Genomic DNA, 22,722 nt, shown 5'->3' with positions numbered 1-22,722 from the left:
AGTTCCCGTAACGTGAAGCCAAGAAATATGCCATACTCCGACCCAATGTACTCCAGAAAAACAACCATTTTTCCTTTCTGCTCATATATATAGATAAATACCTTTCAAAAGTAGAAAATTCTACTTTTGTTAGGTGTTTTTTTATTATTTATACTTACGTGATTAGTTAGGATAGTTGTTTGCTATGAAGTTGGTGGAATTGATAAAAAAAGTTTCATTCCTCAATAAAATGAGAAATGAAATTTATGAGTGTGCGATAATCGCGCCCGATTCCTGAAAAGACAAAAGTTATTATTACTTTGTGATAACCACTTTTTTTGTCATTACGTTTGTCATTACAAAAGCAGCTAGTGCAAAGCCAACTAAAAAGAGAGCAAGAATTAAATACGCTGCTCCTTCAAATCCTCTAACAGCTACAAAACCAATGTAAAATAGGATTATCGCAGCTATTACTGTAGCGACTCCTGGTAGATTTCTTACAAGTAAAGAAAAACCTTTTTTTGTTAAGCCCCAAGTAATCAACAATACAATGCTTCCCGACAAAATAGCCACAAGGAATGGTGCTAAAATCATCATTCTAACCAATCCCTTCATTTTTAAAAAAATTGATTACTTTACTAATCCACTCTAGATAATGTTCCGATAATACAATTCAGAGCACTTCTTTATTCAGTTAAAGCGCCCGTTTCTTGAAATAGAACACATAGAAACAAAAACGTCTTTAGAAAAGTGAGACATCTCAAAAAGAACTTTTTAAGTTTTTCTTAGATTATTTCATTTAGGGCTATCTCAGGAATATCTTCGTCAACAACCTTTTTTATAAATTCACCAATGTTTTCTTCAAGTAATTCCTTTTGATACACATTAGTTTTTTTGATAATAAAGTTTTCATCATCTCCCATATCAAAGTTCATTAAATATGTGTACATTTCATTTACAAACATCCTTGTATGAAGAGTAATATCCAGAAAATCTTTATTTTCATCTTCAATTAGATATATATAACTTATTTGCTTGTCATTTTGAACATCTGAATACATAACTAGGTATCCCAATACTTCTGTTAACCTACCATCCCAACATTCATTAAAGTTTCGCACGTCATTTCGTCCAAGAATAAAGTAAAACTCAAAGTTCTGAGTTCTCACCAAGCGAGTAAATGAGTAGGTTTCAAAACTGTTTATGTAAAATTCTTTATAATCATGCATTCTTAACCCCCTCCAATTCACTTATCAAGCCCTTTTACAGGATTTGGACGCAATCGCTTCCACGCAATCACGCCCATTAATGGAACCCTAAACGTCTTATTTGTTTGATTTATCTTGCTCTAACAGTTCAATTATTCTATCTAGTTTCCGCTCCACTTTTACATTATTTTCGGCTCTTTTCCTTTGAGTAACTGATAATCTTCTGATGAAAACCGTCAATGAAACAAAGAATAGGATTATTAGCAGAATAAAAATTGTAGTAAATACAATATCACCAATGTTAACTGAGCTATTTAGTGAGTCCAAAATAATCTTCCTCTCCTACTTTTCAACTTCTGTTAAATGGCCCGAGAATGAAATTCAGGGCGCTTCTTTATTCAGTTAAAGCGCCCAATACTTAGTTACTTTTTCAACTAATTTTATCTTTACTCATTGAATAATTCGCTGATGTAATTATATCGACCAAGCATTTTAAAACTTTTACTCGTTTCATCAAATTCGAGTACCAATACTTCTCCATGCATTCCTGAGTTTGTGTTATTATCGACAATTGCTATTCTATTTTCTGCAAGTTGAACAACTGCTTCACCACGATAATCACTTACTTCTAATGAGGATGGAAATTCAGATTGAAAAGACGGCGTCGGTTTCAAAGCAATTATTACCAAGCAGACTAAAATACCTATCATTATATTTTTACTTGTTTTATCAGACATATATTCCCTACCTATCTACATGAATATGTGAAAACGTCCTCCAACAAAATGACCCTATTGTTGAAAGAACATAAATCCTTATTCAATAATTGCGCCCGATTGAAGAGTAATTATTGTTTACTTTTAATCTCTTCCAAGAGAGAGATAATCTTATCATTCTGTACAATCACTGTTTGATTCTGTTTTCTTATTTTGGCAAAGTCGAACAAATATACTATCAAAACTACTAATACAAAAACTGCTAACACTCTTCTCCCTCATTTCCCACGCCGCTCCCACGGAAATATTTAAAAACCCTGTTAAATAAACAATCTGGACCGATAATGAAAATCAGACGCTTTGTTAATACCATTGGAGCGCCTTGTCGATTGAATAAGCCCTTTCATTTCTCACTACTTTTCCGGTCAAAATTGGCGGAAAACGTGGTCATCAAAACTAGAAAGACAGGCAGTAAACTCCATAGGAAGAATCCCCATTGTTGCATGATAAGTGATAATGTTAAAAAGAAAGCAAGAATTACAATCGAAATGTATACAGTACGTTTTTTATATTTACTCATCCCATACACTCCTTCCTCAACGTTCATTACAACATAAATTGTTCCACAAGTGGCTCAGATTGTGGTATCTCCATTATTTCTAATTCCACTCCATAATAACATCTTTTCTTTCCAGCAACCTCCATAAAGTTAGAAATTTAGGTGAACCTACCATAAGATCGGTTAAGAAATTGTGTTAAGATGAATATCTCCACCAGCCATAAAGAGCCCAAGACTTATCCGAACCGCGGATTGTCTTGAGCTCTAGATCTTATTTATTAAAAATGTACTGTGCGCATTTACACTCTAATACAATCCGGACATCTGCCATAGATCTCAAATTTATGTCCGTCTATTTCATATTCCGACAGATTCACCGTCACACTATCCATCGGACAGCTGGGAATGGATTTTGTATTCCCGCATGTCGTGCAGATAAAATGATGGTGATGATGATCAGTGGCACATTGCATGCGGAAAAGACGTTCTCCATTTAATTCCGTTTCGTCCAATATACCAAGCTTTGAAAAAACGGCCAGATTCCGATAGATCGTATCAAAACTGATTCCCGAATTATCCTTCTCTACCGCCGTTCTGACTTCCATCGCCGTGACATAACGATCCGCCTGATCAAAAAACTTCAGCAGAATATCCCGGTTTTTTGTCCGTTTAAACTCATGCTTCAATAAAATTTCCCACGCTTCATCAATCGTCATACCGATACGCCCCTCTCGATCATCATGACCGCACTTTCTTCCCAAAAAGCACAATCAGTAAGATGAAAACTGAAGTTACTACTATTGTTCCGCCTGGTGCAATATCTAAATAATAAGCAGATATGAGACCAATGATCACAGCAATTTCACCAAATATGATGGAATAAATCAATGCACCTTTATAGCTTTTGGCTAGCTGGATTGCCGCCGCCACAGGCAATGTCATCAATGACGATACGAGCAAGATCCCGACGATACGCATAGAAGCTCCGATAACGAGTGCTGTAATCACCATAAATGCCGCTTGAATAATTCGTTCATTAACCCCTGACACTCTTGCATACTCTGGATCAAACGCTAATGAAAACAACTCTTTATATAAAAAGTATATAAATAAAATCACAATGACTGCAATCAGCAGGACGATATACAGATCCTGGCGGCTGACAGCGGAAACAGAGCCGAATAAGTAACCGACCAAATCTGTGCCAAAACCTTTTGCCAATGAAATAAATATCGCGCCAAAGCCAATTCCGGCAGAAAGGATAATCGGTATGGCCAGCTCTTCAAAACTTTTATAGATTCTTCGCAGCCGTTCAATCAGCAAGGAACCGACAACAGCTGCCGCCATCCCTAAATACACCGGATTCAGCGCAGCAAAAAATAATACTTGCTGACTCAAATACAGGCTGCCTGCAATCCCCGCCAAAGCCACGTGGCTTAATGCATCGGAAATCATCGCCATGCGTCGAACCACAATGAATAATCCGAGCATCGGTGCAATCAGTCCTATCACCAGTCCGGAGAGTACCGCATTTTGTAAAAACTCGTAGGTGAAAATCGCTTCAATCATGTGAGATTCTCCGTTTCCTTCTGATGAAGCCGACGAACCGAATGGCCGTACCAGCCAGACAATTCTTCTTCACTCATTTTTTCGTAGTCCTGATGCATACCATGGAAATGTATCGTATGGTTCAGACACGCCACATGCGTAGCGAGCTGTGTCACTAAATCAACTTCATGCGTGACCAGTAAAATTGCAATACCATACTCACGGTTTAATTCACTGAGCATAGAATAAAAAGAATCAGCATTTTGTCTGTCAATCCCGACTGTCGGCTCATCCATAATAAGCAGATCAGGCTTGCTTACAAGCGCTCTCGCAATAAAAACGCGCTGCTGCTGTCCGCCTGAAAGATCGCCTATGCTCTCAGACTGGCGGTCCGCCATTTTGACGACTTCCAAAGCATCGATTGCCCGCTGTTCATCTTCTTTAGTAAATCGTTTAAACAGTCCTTTTTTGCTCGTCAGGCCGCTCTTGACGACTTCTAGGACAGTAGCAGGAAACTTTGTAGTAAAAGCATTGGCTTTCTGTGAAACATAGCCAATTCGCTGCTGCTGTTTGAATGAATCGATCGGCACGCCGAATAATTCGACCGTCCCCTCCATTGGCGTCAAGAGTCCCAAGATGATTTTTAGCAATGTGGACTTGCCGGAACCGTTCGGACCGATCAATGCCCAAAATTCACCCTGTTTCACTTCGAGACTGACGTCTGATAAGGCGATGGAATGATGATATTTGTGTGTTATATGCTCTAATTTGATGATGGAATTTGTCATATACATATCCCTTCCTTCAATTCGTAATCATTCCGATTACTTTATGCATTATATAGGAAGTTGCACAGGGATACAACCAATTGAAAGGATTTGATACAGATGGATTTACTTCAGCTGATTCAGGAGATTAAACAGTTATCGGATCAGGATGCACAGAACTATGCAGCGAGTAACGGAGTTCAGCTAACCGTAAAACAGATTCAACAGCTTCGTCCTTTGCTGGATGAGGTTTCACTGTCCTGGCTGTTCACGGGGATCCCTGCGGCATTTTTAGAGAAAGTCTCTTCAATTATCGGTTATGAAGAAATGATCTTGTATATGGAGCAGTATAAACTGCAATAAAAAAAGCGCTGCATCTCTGCAGCGCCTGTAATACGATATTAAACGTTCAATTCTTTCAGTAATTCAGGCGTAAACTTTTTGCTCTTCAGCATAGCGATTTCAACTGCATATGGAGCTCTTTTATTTGCTTTGTCTGTCCCGATGAAAGGCGTCTCCAAAATTTTTGGAACGTCTTTAAACGTCGGGTGATGGACAATATAGGCGAGCGGGTCAAAACCAATATGACCAAAACCGATGTTTTCATGACGGTCTTTTCCTGCGCCGCATTCGTTTTTGCTGTCGTTGACGTGGATAACAGAAATCCGGTCAAGCCCGACAATTTTGTCGAACTCTTCAAGAACGCCTGCAAAGTCATTCACGATATCATAGCCTGCGTCGTGAACGTGGCATGTATCGAAACAGACGGAAAGCCGTTCATTATTTTCCACGCCGTTAATGATCTTTGCAATCTCATCGAAACTTCTGCCGCATTCTGTACCCTTCCCCGCCATTGTCTCGAGTGCAATACGTACATTTGCATCTTCAGAAAGCACTTCATTAAGACCTTCAATGATTTTAGCAATGCCTGTCTCTGCTCCTGCACCTACGTGGGCGCCGGGATGGAGTACGATTTGATTGGCGCCGAGCGCTTCCGTACGTCGAATTTCCTGCTGCAGAAAATCAACGCCCAGACGGAAGGTTTCTGGCTTAGTCGTGTTGGCGATATTGATGATGTAAGGCGCGTGGACAACGATATTTGACTGTCCGCTCTTATTCATCAGCGCAGTTCCGCTCTCTATATTCAATTCTTCTATCGGTTTACGTCTGGTGTTCTGCGGTGCTCCAGTGTAGATCATAAATGTGTTGGCTCCGTAGCCTGCCGCTTCTTCACTGGATCCTTCCAGCATCTTCTTGCCGCTCATGGATACGTGGGAGCCTAATAGGATTTCATTTGCACTCATGATTTCTTTTTTATTCTCCTTTGTCTCTTCTTGAACTTTTCTTTTTCTTCTGCCATTTTCTTCTTATAGCCAGGCTTCACTTTATCAGGTTTACGGACAAACGAATCTGCTTTCTTATCGATTTCATCTGTTTCTCTGACCCGTTTCTTCCGTGCCTGACGTTCTTTCACTTCGATCCATTCGCCGTTTTTGACATCTTCGTGGGCGAACGGTATGCCAAGCTTTTCAATACGGTTAATCGCATCTTCATCTGCCGGTTCGTATAACGTGATCGCTGTGCCCTCTAAACCTGCACGCGCTGTACGGCCGACACGGTGAATAAAGAACTCAAGGTCTTCCGGCAATTCAAAGTTGATAACGTGGCTGACACCCGGGATATCGATTCCTCTCGCAGCCAAATCAGTTGCGACGATGTATTGATATTCAAGATCACGCACCTGCTTCATCATCCGTGTACGTTCACGCGGTGTCAGGTCTCCGTGTATACGGCCCGGCTTAAAACCGTGTGCCGATAAATAGTTCGCAAGCTGATCTGCGTTTTGCTTCGTATTCGTAAAGATGATCGCCAAGTAAGGCTGTATCGCATCCATTACATGAAGCAGTTTCTTATTTTTGTCCATACTTCTGACAGGAACCAATGAATAGTGCATGTTCTCCGTCAACGGCTTTTTATCATCCATTTGTACATGTACAGGCGAATTCATATATTTAGCAAGGAACGGTTTCAGCTTTTCGGGAATTGTTGCTGAAAATACATACATGTTGAGCTTATTCGGCATTCTGGAAGCAAATTTATCAATATCTTCAATGAATCCCATATCAAATGCAAGATCGGCTTCATCAATTACAAGCTGAGTCGCCGTATGAATTGCCAAGGCACCTGTCTCAGACATATCCTGTATCCGGCCTGGTGTTCCCACGATGATATGCGGCGTACTGCGCAAACGATCTGCAGACCTTTTCTTATCGGTACCGCCAATAAGAATTGCACTTTTAATATCGGTGCCGTCAATCAGCTTCTTCAATTCATTATGAAGCTGGGTCGCTAATTCACGGGTCGGTGCAGTGATCACCGTCTGCAGTTCATCTGTCTCTGTGTCGATTTTTTCCACAAGAGGAATCAGGAAACTGTGTGATTTTCCTGTCCCTGTATGTGCCTGTCCAATCGCACTGGTATTTTTCATTATAAGTGGAATCATTTCTTTTTGAATGGGTGTCGGTTCTTCAAACCCTAATTTTTGAATGGCTTCCCTCAAAAACGGTTTGAATTGATAATCTGTAAATTTAGACATATCGTTCCTCCTCTAGCGTATTTCTTATTGTAACATGATTCGGTGCCATCAGCTGTTTTTTTCGCATAGGATATGAAGAGAAGCAACTAAAAAATTTCAGAAAGGAGTTTGTGATGAGATATCAATCATTTTATCCGTTCAGCAATCAGCAGCAGCCCATGAGACAGATGCCACCTGCGTCGCAACTTCCTCCCGGCGGTCAGTCTTTTCCTCAGGGTATGGGCACGCAGCAGAACCCAGGATTTCAGCAGGCTGCTAATCAGCAGATGAGGGCCGGGACCGGAGCAGGAGCTGGCGGTGCGTCGAGAGCTGATCAGTATATGCAGACCGCCAACCGTTTCCTGAACACTGCTCAGCAGTTTGCGCCGCTTGTGCAGCAGTTTGCACCGATGATTCAAAACCTGCCTGCCATGTGGAAATTATATAAAGGGTTTCAATCCATGCCTGATGCCCCGGCTCCCTCTTCCATTGCAAGAGGGAATAATCCGGTGCCGCCTGTTTCCAGCACACCCGGCCCGATAGCAGAACAGCCATCTTCACCAAGGATTTTTCAGCCTCCGTTCTGAACTCTTTGAATCAGCCGCGAATCTCCGCTATAATGAAAGAGAAGTTACTAGAGGAGTGGAGTGGAATAAATGAAAGTACTCAAGATTTCACCTAGAGGTTATTGTTATGGTGTGGTTGATGCGATGGTCATTGCAAGAAATGCTGCACTTGATACATCCCTGCCGAGACCCATTTATATATTAGGCATGATCGTCCACAATAAACACGTTACCGACGCTTTTGAAGAAGATGGAATCATTACGCTGGATGGAGAAAACCGACTGGATATATTGCGTAAAGTAGATAAAGGAACTGTCATCTATACAGCACACGGAGTTTCTCCTGAAGTCCGCAAACTGGCAAAAGAGAAAGGCTTAGTGGCCATTGATGCCACTTGTCCCGATGTCTCTGTGACGCATCACCTGATTGAAGAGAAAGTTGCGGAAGGATACGACATTCTCTATATTGGTAAAAAACATCATCCTGAACCAGAGGGAGCCATCGGCGTAGCACCGGAGTCTGTTCATCTAATTGAGAGACTGGAAGATATTGATAATCTGAATATCAGCAACGAAAAGCTGCTGGTTACCAATCAAACCACTATGAGCCAGTGGGATGTTGCACATCTTATGGAAGAGCTGCAGAAGAAGTACCCGCATATAGAAGTTCATGAAGAAATCTGTCTGGCGACTCAAGTACGTCAGGAAGCAGTGGCAGAGCAGGCGGGAGAGGCAGATCTGCTGATCGTTGTAGGCGATCCGAAGAGCAATAACTCAAACCGTCTGACGCAGGTATCTGTAGAGATTGCCAATACTCCTTCCTACCGTATCTCTGATGTCTCGGAGATTGACACAGCATGGCTGATGGATATAGAGACAGTCGCGGTGACGGCAGGAGCTTCTACACCTACTCTCATCGTCAGAGAAGTAATTGCTTATTTGACTGCATTTGATCCGGCAGACCCTTCGACTCACAAGGCAGAGCGCCAGTTCAAACTGGATAGAATTTTACCTAAAATCAAAAATCCTTCACCTGTCATTCGAATTGAACCATAAATAATAAAAAACCGCTAAGAGATAATTTTTTCTTAGCGGTTTTATTTATTTACAGAAACTGAAAGGGTTCGGTAATCACGCGGGATTCGAGAATTTCGATATCAAAATTCTTATCCTGACAGAGAGAAGTCAATTTTTCAGCCACTCCCCTGATCATAATTTTTTCAATATTATGTCCCGGGTCGACAACAGCCAGTCCCAGTGCCTCCGCGTCTTGTGCCGTATGATAATATAAATCGCCAGTCACGAGCACATCTGCACCTTTGCGCTTTGCGGCTGAAATGTATTTGTTGCCGTCTCCACCGAGAACAGCCACTTTGCGTACAACCGTCTCCGGATCTCCGACGAAACGCAGAGCAGGCACTTGAAATGCCTCTTTTACATGCGCGGCAAATTGCTTCAATGTCATATCTTCTGCCAAACGGCCTACTCTACCGATTCCCTGAATATTCGTTGTCTGCTGCATTTTAAACAGATCAAACGCCGGTTCTTCATAGGGATGGACTGTACACATGGTCTTGATTATTTTAGACTGCAGACTTTCAGGGAACACAACTTCGATTCGCTCTTCTTTCACTTCCGCCGGCTTCCCTACTTCACCGATTGCCGGATTCGCTCCATTGACAGGCGTGAAACGTCCTATCCCCTGTGAGCTGAAGCTGCAGCCTGCATAATCCCCGATCGCTCCTGCGCCTGCTGCTGCCAGTTCACAGCGCAGTTGATCTGCATCTCCTTGAGGACAGAATACCGCAAGCTTTACTAAGTGTTCGGAATTCGTCACTTCAATCGGCTCCGTCTCTGTCAATTTAAGACGATCAGCCAGCATATCATTCACACCGCCTTCCGCAATATCGAGATTGGTGTGCGCGGCATAGACAGCAATGTCATGCTTGATGCATTTTTCAATCATCCGCCCTTGAGGTGTATCCGTCAAAATTGCTCTCACGGGTCTGAATAAAGGGGGATGATGCGCAATGATCAGAGCGGCACCCTGTTCAACCGCTTCGTCAATCACCTGTTCATTGACATCAAGTGTTACCAGCACCTTATTCACCTGGCGATTTAACTGGCCTATGTGCAATCCCACCGGGTCTCCTTCAAATGCAAGCCGCTTCGGTGACCACTTTTCAAATAGCTCAATGATCTGATATCCATTTACCTTTTTCATGCAGTTAACACCTTCCTGACTAATTCTATTTTTTGTTCTATCTCTGTTTTTTTCTTTTGAATTTCTTCGGTTCTTTCTGCTTGCTCCAAGGCTCTTATAACACGTTTCCATTCACACATTTCTCTTTCCCACTTTGCCTGGAAAACGTCTGAGTTTTTCTTTCGCAGGATAGGGCCTACAAGAAGGTCGGCATCCGAATATTCTGCAATGCCTCTCTCCAAAACCACGACCTCATATATCTTTCCGTCTTCTTGCAAAATCTCTTCATCCGCAATCAAAAAACCATTTTTCATAGCCCACTGCCTGATCGCAATCGCATGAATATTCGGCTGTGCTACAATCCGTTTCACTCCGTCAAGGCGTTTCATGCCGTCTTGAAGAATTGTTGTGATCAGCGTTCCGCCCATGCCTGCAATTGTTACAGTTTCCACTTTATCTGCTGGTTCGATTGCCAGCAGTCCATTTGCCAATCGCACTTCAATATGATCGGAAAAACCATTCAACTGCACATTGCGGCGTGCAGATTCGAAAGGACCTTTGACGACTTCCCCGGCAACTGCGCGCTGTATCTTTCCTATGTTTTTTAAATAGCATGGTAAATAGGCATGGTCGCTGCCGATATCGGCCAGTACCGTGTCTTGCGGAACAAAACTTGCGACCATCGCAAGACGTTCTGATAAGTGATTGGTGTTCATAATTTCCCGCCTTTCATTCCACTCTATTGTATAGTCGGCAAACATTTCATGCAATGCAAAAGAGCTATTAAACCAGGGAAGTAATCCTTGATTTAATAGCTCTTATTCATAAGTAGGCGATCAGTCTAATGATAAAATGTAGTCAACCATTTCATCTATGTTCTCATCTGGAACAAGTCCAGCAGGCATTGCAGTTCCTGGAACGCCGTTTTTGATTGCGTCATGCATTTCATCCGCTTCGAATGATGAACCAGCTAATGCAGGTCCCATTCCGCCGGACAAGCCTTCACCGTGACAGCTTATGCATTTCTGCTGCGCAACTGCCTCCGCATCAAATTCGCCGGTATTTGCATTTTCTTCTTCCTTGCCTTGCTCAGTACCTTCTTCTTCGTTAGCACCGGCAATTTCTTTCTTTTGATCTAAACCATAAAGTGACATGAAGAAAATCAGTCCAATTCCCAGCGCAAAAATCAAAAGATAAGGTATAACAGGATTTTTATTCATTGGATTACCCTCCTTCATCAGAATCTATTCTGTAAAAGATACAGTACACAATTAACATTGTACTGTATCTTTGAGAAAACTGAAAGTGTTATTGGGCGACTTTTCACCTTTTGTGACAGATTGGACATAATTCCGCAGTCAGCAGCCAATTTGTCCTGCGATGACCATACGCTGTACTTCTGAGGTGCCTTCTCCAATTTCGAGCAGCTTCGCATCCCGTAGATATCGTTCGACTTCGTATTCCCGCATATAGCCGTATCCACCGTGTATTTGAATGGCTTCACTGGCTATCTGCATGGCAATTTCAGAAGCGTAAAGTTTACACATCGATGCTTCTTTCGTGAATTTCCTGCCTTGATCCTTCATCCATGCCGCTTTATAGACCATATTTCGGGCAAGTTCGATTTTCATCGCCATATCAGCCAGTTTGAATTGTGTAATTTGGAATGATGACAAGCTTTTTCCGAATTGCTTTCGTTCTTTTGAATAATTCAAGGCGCGCTCGTAGGCTGCTTGGGCGATTCCGACTGCCATCGCTCCGATTCCGATACGTCCGCCGTCCAGGGTGACGAGGAACTGCTGAAAACCCCTGCCTCTTTCGCCAAGTAAATTTTCTTCCGGCACGGTAACCTGATCGAGTATCAGCTCCGTTGTATTTGAGGCATGCAGCCCCATCTTTTCATAGTTGTCGATGATTGTGAAGCCTTCTGTGTCTGTCGGAACAATAATCGCGCTGATTTCTTTCCGGCCGTCCTTTCGACCGGTAACAGCTGTCAAAGCCAGATGCTTTGCATAGCTCGCGTTCGTTATATAGACTTTCGAGCCGTTTATTATATATTTACCTTCTTCAAGCACCGCGGCCGTCTCCGTTCCGCCTGCATCCGACCCCGCGTTTGGTTCCGTCAGACCAAATGCTCCCAGTGATTCACCTGTGCAGATTGGTATCAGAAAATCCTGCTTCTGCTGCTCTGTTCCAAATAAATGCAAAGGTGCCCCCCCAAGTGAAATATGTGCCGAATACGTAATCCCTGTGGAAGCGCACGCACGGCTCAGTTCTTCAGTCACAATCGCAAAACTTATTGTATCTGCTCCTGCACCGCCATACTTTTCCGGAAAAGGCAGCCCCATCATACCCATCTGAGAAAGCGTTTTGAAGATATCAAGCGGAAACTTCCCGGTTCGATCACGGTCTACTGCTCCCGGCGCCACCTCTTCATTAGAAAAATCTCTCATTAACTTCTTCACCATTTGCTGTTCTTGAGTTAAATCAAAGTTCATTTTGATCATCCTCTCATAATGAAAGCCTTTACATTTCATTATATAGAAATCGGATGAAATATAGCAATGATTTCCTTATATTCCACCCAATCTATCAAAAAGATAATATCAAAAATCCGACGATCACTAATAAACCAAGTAAACCTGAGATTGTGAAATAAAGCAGTTTCATCAGTCTGCCTGTAAACAGCCACAGCGCACAATTCAAGACGAGCAGGCCGATTAATAAAGACGTTTCTCCATCAAAAAATGCTGTCCAGATTTTCAATGACATCATCAGTAGTAGAAAGGCCATTGATATGTATAAAAAAGGTGCAAAGCCTTTTCTAATGAAATTCTTTCCGGATGCCATGATAAGTAAAAATACCGAAAGAACCGTTGCTGTCAGCAAAGTAGCTGCCGGGTATTCATTCAGTAAAAACATAGCAGCGGATGCGGCCCCTGCGAGCAGCATGCTGATAAACAGGATCAACAATTGCTTTGTCCTCAGCTGTCTGCTTTCTTTTTGCAGTGTGGATTGTTCTTTTACTGCCACCTCATCAGGATCTTCACCTTGAGCATATAAGGTAATCAAAAAGTCACAATAATGTTCGGGAAGCAATTTATTGGTTTTCCAATAGCGTATTTCAGATATGATGATCTGTTTCTTTTCCTTAGTCATCCTTTCTCCTCCAATGATGCCGATCGTAAAATTTTTAAGATTATGTATACAGAAGAAAAAGCATCGGCTGTTATGAAGCCGATGCAGATGTTATTCTAAAAAGTCTTTCAGGCGCTTGCTGCGGGATGGATGACGCAGTTTGCGAAGTGCTTTTGCTTCGATCTGACGGATACGTTCACGTGTGACGCCGAAGACCTTGCCTACTTCTTCAAGCGTTCTTGTACGGCCGTCATCCAGGCCGAATCGCAGTCGCAAAACGTTCTCTTCCCGGTCGGTAAGTGTATCCAGTACATCTTCCAGCTGTTCTTTCAACAGTTCATAGGCTGCATGATCGGAAGGTGACTGTGCTTCTGAATCCTCAATGAAATCACCTAAATGGGAATCATCTTCTTCTCCAATAGGTGTCTCCAAAGAAACAGGTTCTTGTGCAATTTTAAGGATTTCACGTACTTTTTCAGGAGTCAGATCCATTTCCTCGCCGATTTCTTCAGGTGACGGCTCACGTCCGAGATCTTGAAGAAGCTGGCGCTGGACACGAATCAATTTATTGATAGTTTCCACCATATGCACAGGAATTCGAATAGTGCGGGCCTGGTCTGCAATAGCACGGGTAATCGCCTGGCGGATCCACCAAGTTGCATACGTACTAAATTTAAAGCCTTTTGTATGATCGAATTTCTCTACGGCTTTAATCAGACCCATATTCCCTTCCTGAATTAAGTCAAGAAACAGCATTCCACGGCCGACATAGCGTTTTGCAATACTTACGACTAGGCGCAGGTTAGCTTCCGCCAATTTCTTTTTGGCATTTTCACCGCGCAGGATAGTTTTATCTATCTTAGGAGTCATCGTATTTGTTTCTGCAAGTTCCGCTTCTGCTTCCAAACCTTCTTGAATCCGGATAGCAAGATCTACTTCTTCTTTACCTGTTAATAAGTCAACACGGCCGATTTCTTTCAAATACATCCGAACGGGATCGTTGATTCTGACACCTGGCGGTACACTCAAGTCATTTAAGTCAAATTGTTCTTCCTTGTCACTCTTGGGATCAGCCTCTTCTTTTCTATCCATTTCGATTTCCTGTGCTTCTATCTGATCTAGAAACTCTTCGAATTGCTCAGGTTCCATTTCAAAAGATGCCAGTTTTTCCGTGACATCCTCCAAAGTTAGTTCACCTGTTTTTTTACCAGCCTCTATAATAGCTGCTTTTGCTTCTTCAAGGGTCAATTCCGCTTCTCCCGCTTTTTCTTCTTTTGTCATAGTGACTATACCTCCTTACAGAACCTTTAACGATCTCACAAGATGGATAACTTCCGTTGCCAACTCCATTGCTTTTAGTAGGTCGTTCCTTTTTTCTGCTTCTTTTGATTCGTGCTGTTTTTGATTAATTAGACGTTTTAGCTGGCTTCGCTTTAAATGGCGAATACAGTCATCCACCTCTTGTCCGGTATGCTCTTGAGAACGCTCGGTCAAAATGGCTTCCATAACAATTTTCTTTAACTGCCGGTCTTCCAGCATTTCTGCAAACCGCTGATAGTTCGGCATGTCGTACTGTTCATAAAAAGCAGCCAACTTAAAGAAGATTTTAATCACATCTTCCCTGACAAATAAGTCTTGAAGCTCCAGCCGTTTTTCCTCAAACAAGTCGGCATCCATTAAGAGATGTGCCAGAAGCAGCTGTTCTGCCCGATCTGTTTCTGTTCTGTTCGCTGTAGTGCGGCTTACACTTACCGGTTGGCTTGCCTGTACGGGATCTGCATCTCGTTTATGCTGAGCCTTCCGGGCAATCGACTTAGTGAATTCCTGTCCAAGCGATTCTTTTGAAGCATGTGTTTCACCGTGGAGCTGCTGAATCAGTAAGTCTTTCTCAATAGGAGAACAACGGTGGGCAAGCTCATTGAACACTTCATGAACATACTGCTTAATATCATGATCAACCGTCAGATTTTTGTCTCTTTTATAATAAGCCGCGACAAACGAGATGTATGAGAGCGGCTGATCAAGAACCTTCTGACTGAAAGCTTCCACTCCCTTTTCCGAAATGAAATCATCAGGATCCATCCGGTCAGGCAGCGTGGCCACAAGCACATCCATCCCGCTGTCGATCAAGCTGTCGGCAAATCGTTTGGCGGCCCCCCAGCCGGCAGAATCACCGTCGCAGCAAATCACGACTTTTTTTGCCATACGCTTCAGTTTCACAATATGATGAGAGGACAAGGCAGTTCCCATGACTGCGACTGTATTTCCAATACCCCCGCGGTCTGCGGAAATCGTATCCATGAAACCTTCGAATAGTATTACTTTACCCGTTTTCCGAACATTAAGACGTGCACGGTGAAAATTAAACAAAACCTTGCTCTTTTCAAAAATGGGTGTTTCCGGACTGTTGATGTATTTGGCATCAGTGGAAGAGTCCTCCAGCCTTCTTCCGGAGAAGGCAATGGTTACTCCATTATCGTCTTGTATCGGAAACATGATTCTTCCTCTGAAGCGGTCAAAAAAACCAGAGCCATCGTCTTTCTGCAAACAAAGCCCTGCAGTTTCCATTTCTTTCAGGTCGTAACCCTGTCTTTTTAATAAGGAAGACAGAGCATCCGATTGAACAGGAGACCATCCTATTTCATACTGTTCGATTTGATCGCGCGTAAACCCTCTTTTTTCTAAGTATTCCAGTGCTTTTTCGCCTTCTATGGTGTTTAAGAGCAGATGGCTGTAAAAGTTGGCGGCAAGCGCATAGGCTTTTTGCATCTGTTGATGAGAAGAGCTTTTCGATGCCTGCTGTTCATTCGCCGACGCTTCGAGTTCGATCCCCATCCTGCTGCCCAGCTTAACAATGGAATCAATAAACGTTCGGTTTTCCATATCCATCATAAACGTAATTGCATTGCCGCTCGCTCCGCAGCCGAAGCAGTGAAAAAGCTGTTTGTCTTCGGAAACAGAAAATGACGGGCTGTTCTCTTCATGGAATGGACAAAGTCCAAACCAGTTCTTGCCTCTTTTGGCTAACTGGACATACTCACTGATCAAGTCGACAATGTCGGTTCCTGTACGGATTTCCTCGATTGTCTCGTCAGATATTCTTGTCATTCTATCACCATTTCTACTCTATATACATAAATTCGCGGTCTTTCTAAAAAACCCTTCTTTATCGACAAAATTCACTTAAAAACTTTCATTCTGTTCGAAAGTTAGCAAACTGCCGTAAAAAACAGCCAGTTTCATGCACACAGAAAAAAGAAGACCTAACCATCCGGTTTAGTTGGCCTTCCTTTGAGCGATCCATTTTAAAATCATGTTGGCTGTTTCTTCCACTGCACGATTGGTTACGTCAATGACTTCACAGCCGATTCTTGTCGTAATTTCATTAAAGTACTCAATTTCTTGTTGAATACGTGCTATTTTCGCATAGTTTGCGTCATCTTTCAAGCCTAATGTCTCCAAGCGGGCTTTTCTAATCGAATTCAGTTGATTAACGGATATGAATAATCCAAAACATTTCGCAGGGTCTATTGAAAATAATTCCGCTGGCGGATCTACTTCCGGAACAAGCGGAACGTTGGCAACTTTATAACCTTTATTGGCGAGAAATTGAGATAATGGTGTTTTGGAGGTTCTTGAAACACCGATCAGTACGATATCCGCCTCCATAACCCCGCGAGTGTCACGGCCGTCGTCGTATTTCACCGCAAACTCAATAGCTTCGATCTTTTTGAAGTACTGATCATCCAGCTGCCGGACCAGTCCAGGTTCTTCAAAAGGTTCCTGACCAATTTGATTTGCCATTTCTTCTATAAGCGGGCCCATTAAATCAACGCACTTCACTTCAAGCTCCCTGCACAGCATCTGCAATTGCTGACGCATAGAGCTTTTTACCAGTGTAAAGACAACGAGTGCCTGCTGCTGTTTTGCCAGGAAAACAATTTCCTCAAGCTGAGAGTCTTCCTCTATGTAAGAGAATATCTTTATGGAGACTGTCTCTAAATCATGCCGGAACTGACTTGCAGCTGCCTTTGTTACAAGACCAGCTGTTTCTCCAACAGAATCTGAGACAATGAATAATGTAAATTTCGGCATACAGTCACTCCTCATAAATCATGATCTTCTGCTAATGAAAGAAATGCGGCTGTAATATTCGTTTTCGTGATACGGCCGATTACTTCCAGTCCTTCATCTTTCTTATTAATGATAGGCAATGAATCAATTTGGCTGTCCATCATCTTTTTTGCCACAGAAATCAGCGTATCTTCTTTCAAGCAATAAGTGATATTCGGCATTCTGGTCATAATGACATGTACCGGAATTTTGTCCAGCTCTGTCCTTCCAATGCTCGTCCTTAATAAATCTTTTCTTGAGAGCACACCCGTCAGCAATGATTTCTGATCCACTACAAACAGCGTACCGACATCTTCTAAAAACAGCTGGCATATTGCATCATAGACTGAAAGATTTTCTGTCACCACTACGGGTCTTGATTGAAAATCCGCAGCTTTCATATCCACCATACCGTCCGCCACCGATTGAATCGGTTTCTTGCCAGAATAGAAATAACCTACACGCGGTCTTGCATCTAAATATCCCGCCATCGTTAAGATTGCCAAATCGGGCCGGATTGTTGCACGTGCCAGTGAAAGACGCTCCGCAATTTGTTCTCCTGTAATAGGTCCATTTCCTTTAACGATGTCAAGGATTTCATTTTGACGTGTATTTAATTCCAAACATGTCACCGCCTTCAGACTTCAAAGTAGTATTTACTATCTAATTATATATCAAGACGCTGACTATTGCGAAGAAAGGAGAAGCATGCTAAACTAATTTTGAATGAAGTAAGCGAAGAACGGTCAATAAGTAGTGTAAACGAAAAGCGAGCAGGGATAGTGAGAGCCTGTAATTACACGAAAACGGCACCCGGGAGCTGAACTATTCATTATGAAAGTGGGTTGAAAAACCAATCGGGGTGGAACCGCGGGTCATCATGCACTCGTCCCCGGACATGTCTATGTCCGGAGACGAGTGCTTATTTTAATTGGAGGGATTTTATTATGTTATCGATGGAACAAGTAGTGAATTTATCAAAACAGCGGGGTTTTGTATTTCCTGGATCTGACATCTACGGCGGTTTGGCGAATACCTGGGATTACGGTCCGCTGGGTGTCGAACTGAAAAACAATATTAAGCGTGCCTGGTGGCAGAAATTCATTCAGGAGTCACCATATAACGTCGGACTTGATTCCGCTATCCTGATGAACCCGAAAGTCTGGGAAGCATCTGGTCATATCGGCAACTTCAACGATCCGATGATCGACTGTAAAAAATGTAAAACGCGTCATCGTGCGGATAAGTTAATCGAAGAAGCATTGGATGCAAAAGGAATCGAATTGGTTGTCGACGGGCTGCCGTTTGAAAAAATGTTTGATCTAATTCAAGAGCACAATATCGTCTGCCCTACTTGCGGCGCAATGGATTATACGGAAATCCGTCAGTTCAATCTGATGTTCAAGACGAGCCAGGGAGTGACAGATTCCTCCGCCAACCAAATTTTCCTGCGCCCTGAAACAGCACAGGGGATTTTCGTCAACTTCAAAAACGTTCAGCGTTCCATGAGAAAGAAAGTGCCATTCGGTATTGCACAGGTCGGTAAAAGTTTCCGTAACGAAATCACACCGGGTAACTTTACGTTCCGTACTCGTGAATTCGAACAGATGGAACTTGAATTCTTCTGTAAACCGGGTGAAGACGAGCATTGGTACGGGTACTGGCGCGATGCTTCCAAGAATCTATTGCTGAATCTTGGATTGAAAGAAGACAATATCCGTCTTCGCGAGCATAATGAAGATGAGCTTTCCCACTACTCAAAAGGGACTGTCGATATTGAATATAAATTCCCGTTTGGCTGGGGCGAACTCTGGGGTATCGCAAATCGTACGGACTTCGACTTGAAGCGCCATATGGAATATTCAGGCGAGGACTTCCATTATCAGGACCCTATTACGAATGAAAAATATGTTCCATATTGCATCGAGCCTTCTGTAGGAGCCGACCGTGTTACCCTTGCCTTCCTTTGTGATGCATTCGACGAAGAAGAGCTGGAAGACGGTGACAAGCGTACTGTACTGCGTTTCCACCCGGCACTTGCGCCAATTAAAGCAGCAGTTTTGCCGCTGTCTAAAAAACTTGCAGATGATGCAGACAAAGTATACATGGAACTTGCAAAGCATTTCCCGGTACAATATGACGATTCCCAATCAATCGGCCGCCGCTACCGCCGCCAAGATGAAATTGGAACACCATTCTGTATCACATACGACTTTGATTCATTGGAAGACCAGCAAGTGACTGTCCGTCACCGTGATTCCATGGAGCAGGAGCGTATGCCGATCGCAGACGTGAAAGCATATATCGAGAAACACTTACAATTTTAATAATAGAAAACCCGGAAAAAGTCGGCTTCAGCCTTCTTCTTCCGGGTTTTCTTTTGGTTTCTGAAGCTCGGGTGTACGGTCCAACTGCTCAATGAACTTCCTGGATTTCAAATATACCCCTGTCTGTTCGTGATAAATTGTCGATACCAGTTTCTGCATGAATGTTTTCGTCGGCTTCTTTAACTCCAACTTGCCGATCTGATCCAGCGGTACATTGTAGAACATTCGGATTAATTTAATCTGTGTCGGTGAAAGCCTGATGATATAGGGATCCACACTGAAACAGCGGTGACAGAGGAATCCAATTTGCTGAAAAGAAAAAGCAAACTCCCCTTCCGTCGCCCCGCAGTTTGCACATTCATGAAGAATGGGGTGTATACCGGCCACCGGCAGCATTTTCCACTGCACAAACAACGAGATGGCTTCAGCGTCATAACCTTCTTCCATCGCATGAAAGGACTCCGCAAGCAAACGAAAGACGCCTTCATTTTCCTGCTCACTTTCTGTCAGACGATCAATCAATTCAACGACCAGGCCGGCATAAGCTGTCGTCTCAAGGTCTGAACGGATATGACGGATACTGTCGATCAGTTCCCCCTGCTCAACGGAACCCATCCCCCGGCTCGCACGAATCAAAAAGTAAGCATGAGTGAATGTCTGGGTAATCGCCGCTAATCGGCTCGCGGGCTTTTTTGCTCCGCGCGCCATCGCAGTGATTTTCCCCGCTTCCCTTGTATAAAGTGTGATAATTTTATTAGATTCGCCGTATGGGATACTTTTTAAAACAAATCCTTCTATCTTGTTCAGCAAAGCACTCCCCCCTTAGCTCAAAGGTTTACTACATCAATAATCTTCCTCGTTAAAGCCGAATTCTTTCAGGCGGCTCGGACGATTGCGCCAATCTTTCTGGACTTTTACCCATAACTCCAGGAAAACTTTCTGGCCGAGAAGCATTTCAATATCTTTTCTGGCTTTGGTACCCACTTCTTTCAGCAGTTTACCGCCTTTACCAATGACAATTCCTTTTTGCGAATCCCGCTCAACAATGATTGTTGCCCGAATATGCATTTTTTCAGTAGCAGGATCCTGTTCAATACTTTCAATTGCCACGGCGATGGAATGCGGAATTTCTTCGCGTGTCGTATGCAGGACTTTTTCACGAATCATTTCAGATATTATAAAACGTTCCGGATGATCAGTCACTTGGTCCGTATCATAAAATTGAGGACCTTCCGGCAAATAGCTTTCCAGTGTTTCCGTCAACCGTTCGATATTATTGCCGTTTAATGCAGATATCGGAACGACTTCCGCAAACTTCATTTCTTTCGTATACGATGTAATGATTTCAAAAAGCTGATCGGGATGTACAAGGTCGATCTTATTGATAACCAAGAAAACAGGTGTTTCCGATTTTTCCAGCCATTCCATGATAAAACGGTCGCCAGTCCCGATTTTTTCATCCGCATTCACCATAAACATGATGACATCCACTTCGCTGAGCGTGCTGCGTGTTACTTTCAGCATGAAGTCACCCAGACGGTGTTTCGGTTTGTGAACACCCGGGGTATCAATGAAGATCATCTGAGACGTTTTGCTGGTAACAATTCCTTGCACCTTATTTCTAGTTGTCTGCGGCTTATCGCTCATTATAGCAATTTTCTGTCCGACCATCCGGTTGATGAAAGTGGATTTACCTACGTTAGGACGGCCAATAATAGAAATGAAACCTGATTTAAAGGCATTATCGTTCTTCGGCATAATCTAAATCCCCCTTGGAAAAAGCTCCCGGCAATAGCTGTTCGACAGTCGTCTCCTGCACATTCCCTTTTAGATTAGTCAAATAAACGGGCATATCGGGTGCGCAGAATTCCGCTATGACCTGGCGGCAGGAACCGCATGGTGAAACCGGACCTTCCGTATCTCCTATGACGGTGAGTGTTTTGAAAGCTTTCTCACCTTCTGATATTGCTTTAAATATAGCCGTTCTTTCCGCACAGTTTGTCAGGCCATACGCAGAGTTTTCGATATTGCAGCCGTGGTAAATCTTACCGTCAGCTGTTTCCAGCGCTGCACCTACCGGGAATTTTGAATAAGGCACGTATGCCGTTTTCATCGCAATTTCTGCTTCATTTCGTAATTGTTCAATCTTCATTTACTTCACTCCATTTAATTTTATATTCATTCAGCCGAACCATTTCGGGAAAAAGATCAGACAGCCGATGACCGCGCTTGTCAAAGCAAAGATCAACACAGAACCGGCTGCAATATCCTTCGCCTTTTTTGCTAAAGGATGATATTCAGACGTTACAAGGTCCACGACATACTCTACGGCAGTGTTCATTAATTCAAGCGACATCATTCCGCCAATCAATAGAACGATAATGAGCCATTCCATCATAGACAATCCCGTCAGCCAACCGGCAATCGCTACAACGACCGCCGACAGGCCATGTGATTTCATATTACGCCCTTCTGCAAAGCCGTCAAGAATTCCGTCCCAGGCGTAAACAAAACCCTTTAGAAATTTCTTCACGCTTTCACTTCCGTTCTAAGCCGAACGACGTCAGAATTTCATTTTGCCTTCCGAACATTTCACGTTCTTCTTCCTCATCCAAATGGTCGTATCCAAGTAAGTGAAGGAAACCATGCAGTGCCAAAAAACCAAGTTCCCGCTCGAATGTGTGATTATATTCTTCCGCCTGGCGCTGAGCCGTTTCAATTGAAATAATAATGTCGCCGAGTACAACCGGCATATCCTGCTCGTGTACGATGGCAACTTCACCTTCAGATAATTCTTCTAACGCGAATGAAATGACGTCGGTCGGTTGGTCTTTGCCCCTGAATTCCGCATTGACTGACTGAATTGCATGATCGTCCATAAAAGTGATCGACAATTCATACAAGCCATTCATCTCTTCCATTTTCGCCGCGTGATTCAATAAATCGGTAATTAATTCTTCTGACTGTTTTCCGACTGTCTCGGTATCATCTTGAAAATAAAAGTCTATCATATTCTCTTGCTC

General features: G+C 43.0%; 28 protein-coding genes. 4 read left to right on the top strand and 24 right to left on the bottom strand.

Translation table 11 applies throughout. The features are described from left to right. Nucleotides 1-294: 294 nt before the first annotated feature. From GDZ68_RS10875 to GDZ68_RS10845, 8 genes are all read right to left on the bottom strand, one after another. Complete coding sequence (locus tag GDZ68_RS10875; protein WP_194841132.1) at nucleotides 295-576, bottom strand: hypothetical protein; 282 nt, start codon at nucleotides 574-576, stop codon at nucleotides 295-297. Between the two features lie 188 nt (nucleotides 577-764). After that, the gene (locus GDZ68_RS10870; protein ID WP_153722325.1) at nucleotides 765-1,208 is read right to left on the bottom strand and encodes a hypothetical protein; all 444 of its coding nucleotides are present in this window, start codon (nucleotides 1,206-1,208) and stop codon (nucleotides 765-767) included. A 96-nt stretch (nucleotides 1,209-1,304) separates the two neighbouring features. Further along, entirely contained in the window at nucleotides 1,305-1,514 is a 210-nt protein-coding gene (locus tag GDZ68_RS18395) for a DUF4083 family protein (protein WP_194841131.1), read from the bottom strand. A gap of 119 nt (nucleotides 1,515-1,633) precedes the next feature. Continuing rightward, complete coding sequence (locus tag GDZ68_RS10860) at nucleotides 1,634-1,924, bottom strand: hypothetical protein (protein WP_153722324.1); 291 nt, start codon at nucleotides 1,922-1,924, stop codon at nucleotides 1,634-1,636. Nucleotides 1,925-2,306: 382 nt separating this feature from the next. Continuing rightward, nucleotides 2,307-2,483: a hypothetical protein gene (locus tag GDZ68_RS18095; RefSeq protein ID WP_194841130.1), complete on the bottom strand. Its 177-nt coding sequence runs from the start codon at nucleotides 2,481-2,483 to the stop codon at nucleotides 2,307-2,309. 278 nt (nucleotides 2,484-2,761) lie between these two features. Further along, on the bottom strand, nucleotides 2,762-3,178 hold the full coding sequence (locus tag GDZ68_RS10855; RefSeq protein WP_153722323.1) for a Fur family transcriptional regulator: 417 nt from the start codon (nucleotides 3,176-3,178) through the stop codon (nucleotides 2,762-2,764). 22 nt (nucleotides 3,179-3,200) lie between these two features. Then, nucleotides 3,201-4,031 (bottom strand): metal ABC transporter permease, encoded by an 831-nt coding sequence (locus GDZ68_RS10850; protein WP_153722322.1) that lies wholly within the window; start codon nucleotides 4,029-4,031, stop codon nucleotides 3,201-3,203. Next, nucleotides 4,028-4,798, bottom strand: coding sequence for a metal ABC transporter ATP-binding protein (locus GDZ68_RS10845; RefSeq protein WP_153722321.1), 771 nt, complete (start codon nucleotides 4,796-4,798; stop codon nucleotides 4,028-4,030). The genes GDZ68_RS10850 and GDZ68_RS10845 overlap by 4 nt, the downstream gene beginning before the upstream one ends. Nucleotides 4,799-4,897: 99 nt before the next feature. On the opposite strand from GDZ68_RS10845, the gene GDZ68_RS10840 reads away from it, so the two are divergent. After that, nucleotides 4,898-5,140 carry a hypothetical protein gene (locus GDZ68_RS10840; RefSeq protein WP_153722320.1) on the top strand — a complete coding sequence of 81 codons (243 nt, stop codon included), beginning with the start codon at nucleotides 4,898-4,900 and terminating at the stop codon, nucleotides 5,138-5,140. Nucleotides 5,141-5,178: 38 nt separating this feature from the next. On the opposite strand, the gene GDZ68_RS10835 is transcribed toward GDZ68_RS10840, so the two are convergent. Both GDZ68_RS10835 and GDZ68_RS10830 read right to left on the bottom strand, forming a co-directional pair. Continuing rightward, entirely contained in the window at nucleotides 5,179-6,066 is an 888-nt protein-coding gene (locus tag GDZ68_RS10835; RefSeq protein WP_153722436.1) for a deoxyribonuclease IV, read from the bottom strand. An 11-nt stretch (nucleotides 6,067-6,077) separates the two neighbouring features. Next, on the bottom strand, nucleotides 6,078-7,373 hold the full coding sequence (locus tag GDZ68_RS10830) for a DEAD/DEAH box helicase (protein WP_153722319.1): 1,296 nt from the start codon (nucleotides 7,371-7,373) through the stop codon (nucleotides 6,078-6,080). Between the two features lie 113 nt (nucleotides 7,374-7,486). Between GDZ68_RS10830 and vrrA the strand changes: the two genes are divergently transcribed. Both vrrA and GDZ68_RS10820 read left to right on the top strand, forming a co-directional pair. Continuing rightward, entirely contained in the window at nucleotides 7,487-7,939 is a 453-nt protein-coding gene (gene vrrA, locus GDZ68_RS10825; RefSeq protein ID WP_153722318.1) for a VrrA/YqfQ family protein, read from the top strand. 69 nt (nucleotides 7,940-8,008) lie between these two features. After that, nucleotides 8,009-8,974 (top strand): 4-hydroxy-3-methylbut-2-enyl diphosphate reductase, encoded by a 966-nt coding sequence (locus GDZ68_RS10820; RefSeq protein ID WP_153722317.1) that lies wholly within the window; start codon nucleotides 8,009-8,011, stop codon nucleotides 8,972-8,974. Nucleotides 8,975-9,023: 49 nt separating this feature from the next. Here the strand turns inward: GDZ68_RS10820 and GDZ68_RS10815 are convergent, their stop codons facing one another. From GDZ68_RS10815 to GDZ68_RS10775, 9 genes are all read right to left on the bottom strand, one after another. Further along, a complete protein-coding gene (locus GDZ68_RS10815) occupies nucleotides 9,024-10,142 on the bottom strand; it encodes a Nif3-like dinuclear metal center hexameric protein (protein WP_153722316.1) in 1,119 nt (372 codons plus the stop codon). Then, nucleotides 10,139-10,837: a tRNA (adenine(22)-N(1))-methyltransferase gene (locus tag GDZ68_RS10810; protein WP_153722315.1), complete on the bottom strand. Its 699-nt coding sequence runs from the start codon at nucleotides 10,835-10,837 to the stop codon at nucleotides 10,139-10,141. The genes GDZ68_RS10815 and GDZ68_RS10810 overlap by 4 nt, the downstream gene beginning before the upstream one ends. A gap of 120 nt (nucleotides 10,838-10,957) precedes the next feature. Further along, on the bottom strand, nucleotides 10,958-11,341 hold the full coding sequence (gene cccA, locus GDZ68_RS10805) for a cytochrome c550 (protein WP_228551080.1): 384 nt from the start codon (nucleotides 11,339-11,341) through the stop codon (nucleotides 10,958-10,960). 138 nt (nucleotides 11,342-11,479) lie between these two features. Further along, complete coding sequence (locus GDZ68_RS10800; protein WP_153722313.1) at nucleotides 11,480-12,619, bottom strand: acyl-CoA dehydrogenase family protein; 1,140 nt, start codon at nucleotides 12,617-12,619, stop codon at nucleotides 11,480-11,482. A gap of 94 nt (nucleotides 12,620-12,713) precedes the next feature. Continuing rightward, nucleotides 12,714-13,280 (bottom strand): hypothetical protein, encoded by a 567-nt coding sequence (locus tag GDZ68_RS10795; RefSeq protein ID WP_153722312.1) that lies wholly within the window; start codon nucleotides 13,278-13,280, stop codon nucleotides 12,714-12,716. 90 nt (nucleotides 13,281-13,370) lie between these two features. Beyond that, nucleotides 13,371-14,540: an RNA polymerase sigma factor RpoD gene (rpoD, locus tag GDZ68_RS10790; protein WP_153722311.1), complete on the bottom strand. Its 1,170-nt coding sequence runs from the start codon at nucleotides 14,538-14,540 to the stop codon at nucleotides 13,371-13,373. Nucleotides 14,541-14,555: 15 nt separating this feature from the next. Beyond that, a complete protein-coding gene (gene dnaG / locus GDZ68_RS10785; protein ID WP_153722310.1) occupies nucleotides 14,556-16,367 on the bottom strand; it encodes a DNA primase in 1,812 nt (603 codons plus the stop codon). A gap of 168 nt (nucleotides 16,368-16,535) precedes the next feature. Beyond that, entirely contained in the window at nucleotides 16,536-17,354 is an 819-nt protein-coding gene (locus tag GDZ68_RS10780) for a pyruvate, water dikinase regulatory protein (protein ID WP_153722309.1), read from the bottom strand. A gap of 11 nt (nucleotides 17,355-17,365) precedes the next feature. Then, entirely contained in the window at nucleotides 17,366-18,004 is a 639-nt protein-coding gene (locus GDZ68_RS10775; RefSeq protein ID WP_153722308.1) for a helix-turn-helix transcriptional regulator, read from the bottom strand. 315 nt (nucleotides 18,005-18,319) lie between these two features. Here GDZ68_RS10775 and GDZ68_RS10770 point away from each other — a divergent pair, with 315 nt between their 5' ends. Then, nucleotides 18,320-19,699 carry a glycine--tRNA ligase gene (locus GDZ68_RS10770; protein ID WP_153722307.1) on the top strand — a complete coding sequence of 460 codons (1,380 nt, stop codon included), beginning with the start codon at nucleotides 18,320-18,322 and terminating at the stop codon, nucleotides 19,697-19,699. 27 nt (nucleotides 19,700-19,726) lie between these two features. Here the strand turns inward: GDZ68_RS10770 and recO are convergent, their stop codons facing one another. The 5 genes from recO to ybeY are packed head-to-tail and all read right to left on the bottom strand — an operon-like array spanning nucleotide 19,727 to nucleotide 22,710. Continuing rightward, entirely contained in the window at nucleotides 19,727-20,509 is a 783-nt protein-coding gene (recO, locus tag GDZ68_RS10765) for a DNA repair protein RecO (protein ID WP_153722306.1), read from the bottom strand. A 33-nt stretch (nucleotides 20,510-20,542) separates the two neighbouring features. Next, entirely contained in the window at nucleotides 20,543-21,457 is a 915-nt protein-coding gene (gene era, locus GDZ68_RS10760) for a GTPase Era (RefSeq protein ID WP_153722305.1), read from the bottom strand. Then, nucleotides 21,441-21,851: a cytidine deaminase gene (locus GDZ68_RS10755; protein ID WP_153722304.1), complete on the bottom strand. Its 411-nt coding sequence runs from the start codon at nucleotides 21,849-21,851 to the stop codon at nucleotides 21,441-21,443. The genes era and GDZ68_RS10755 overlap by 17 nt, the downstream gene beginning before the upstream one ends. Before the next feature lie 30 nt (nucleotides 21,852-21,881). Next, nucleotides 21,882-22,232: a diacylglycerol kinase family protein gene (locus tag GDZ68_RS10750; protein ID WP_153722303.1), complete on the bottom strand. Its 351-nt coding sequence runs from the start codon at nucleotides 22,230-22,232 to the stop codon at nucleotides 21,882-21,884. 4 nt (nucleotides 22,233-22,236) lie between these two features. Beyond that, nucleotides 22,237-22,710 (bottom strand): rRNA maturation RNase YbeY, encoded by a 474-nt coding sequence (gene ybeY / locus GDZ68_RS10745; protein WP_153722302.1) that lies wholly within the window; start codon nucleotides 22,708-22,710, stop codon nucleotides 22,237-22,239. Between the last annotated feature and the right edge of the window lie 12 nt (nucleotides 22,711-22,722).

The sequence above is a fragment of the Sporosarcina cascadiensis genome, from assembly GCF_009650995.1.
In the GTDB taxonomy this organism is placed as follows: domain Bacteria; phylum Bacillota; class Bacilli; order Bacillales_A; family Planococcaceae; genus Sporosarcina; species Sporosarcina cascadiensis.
The sequence above is the reverse complement of the archived record's forward strand: the minus strand, read 5'-3'. Positions and strand labels throughout refer to the sequence as shown.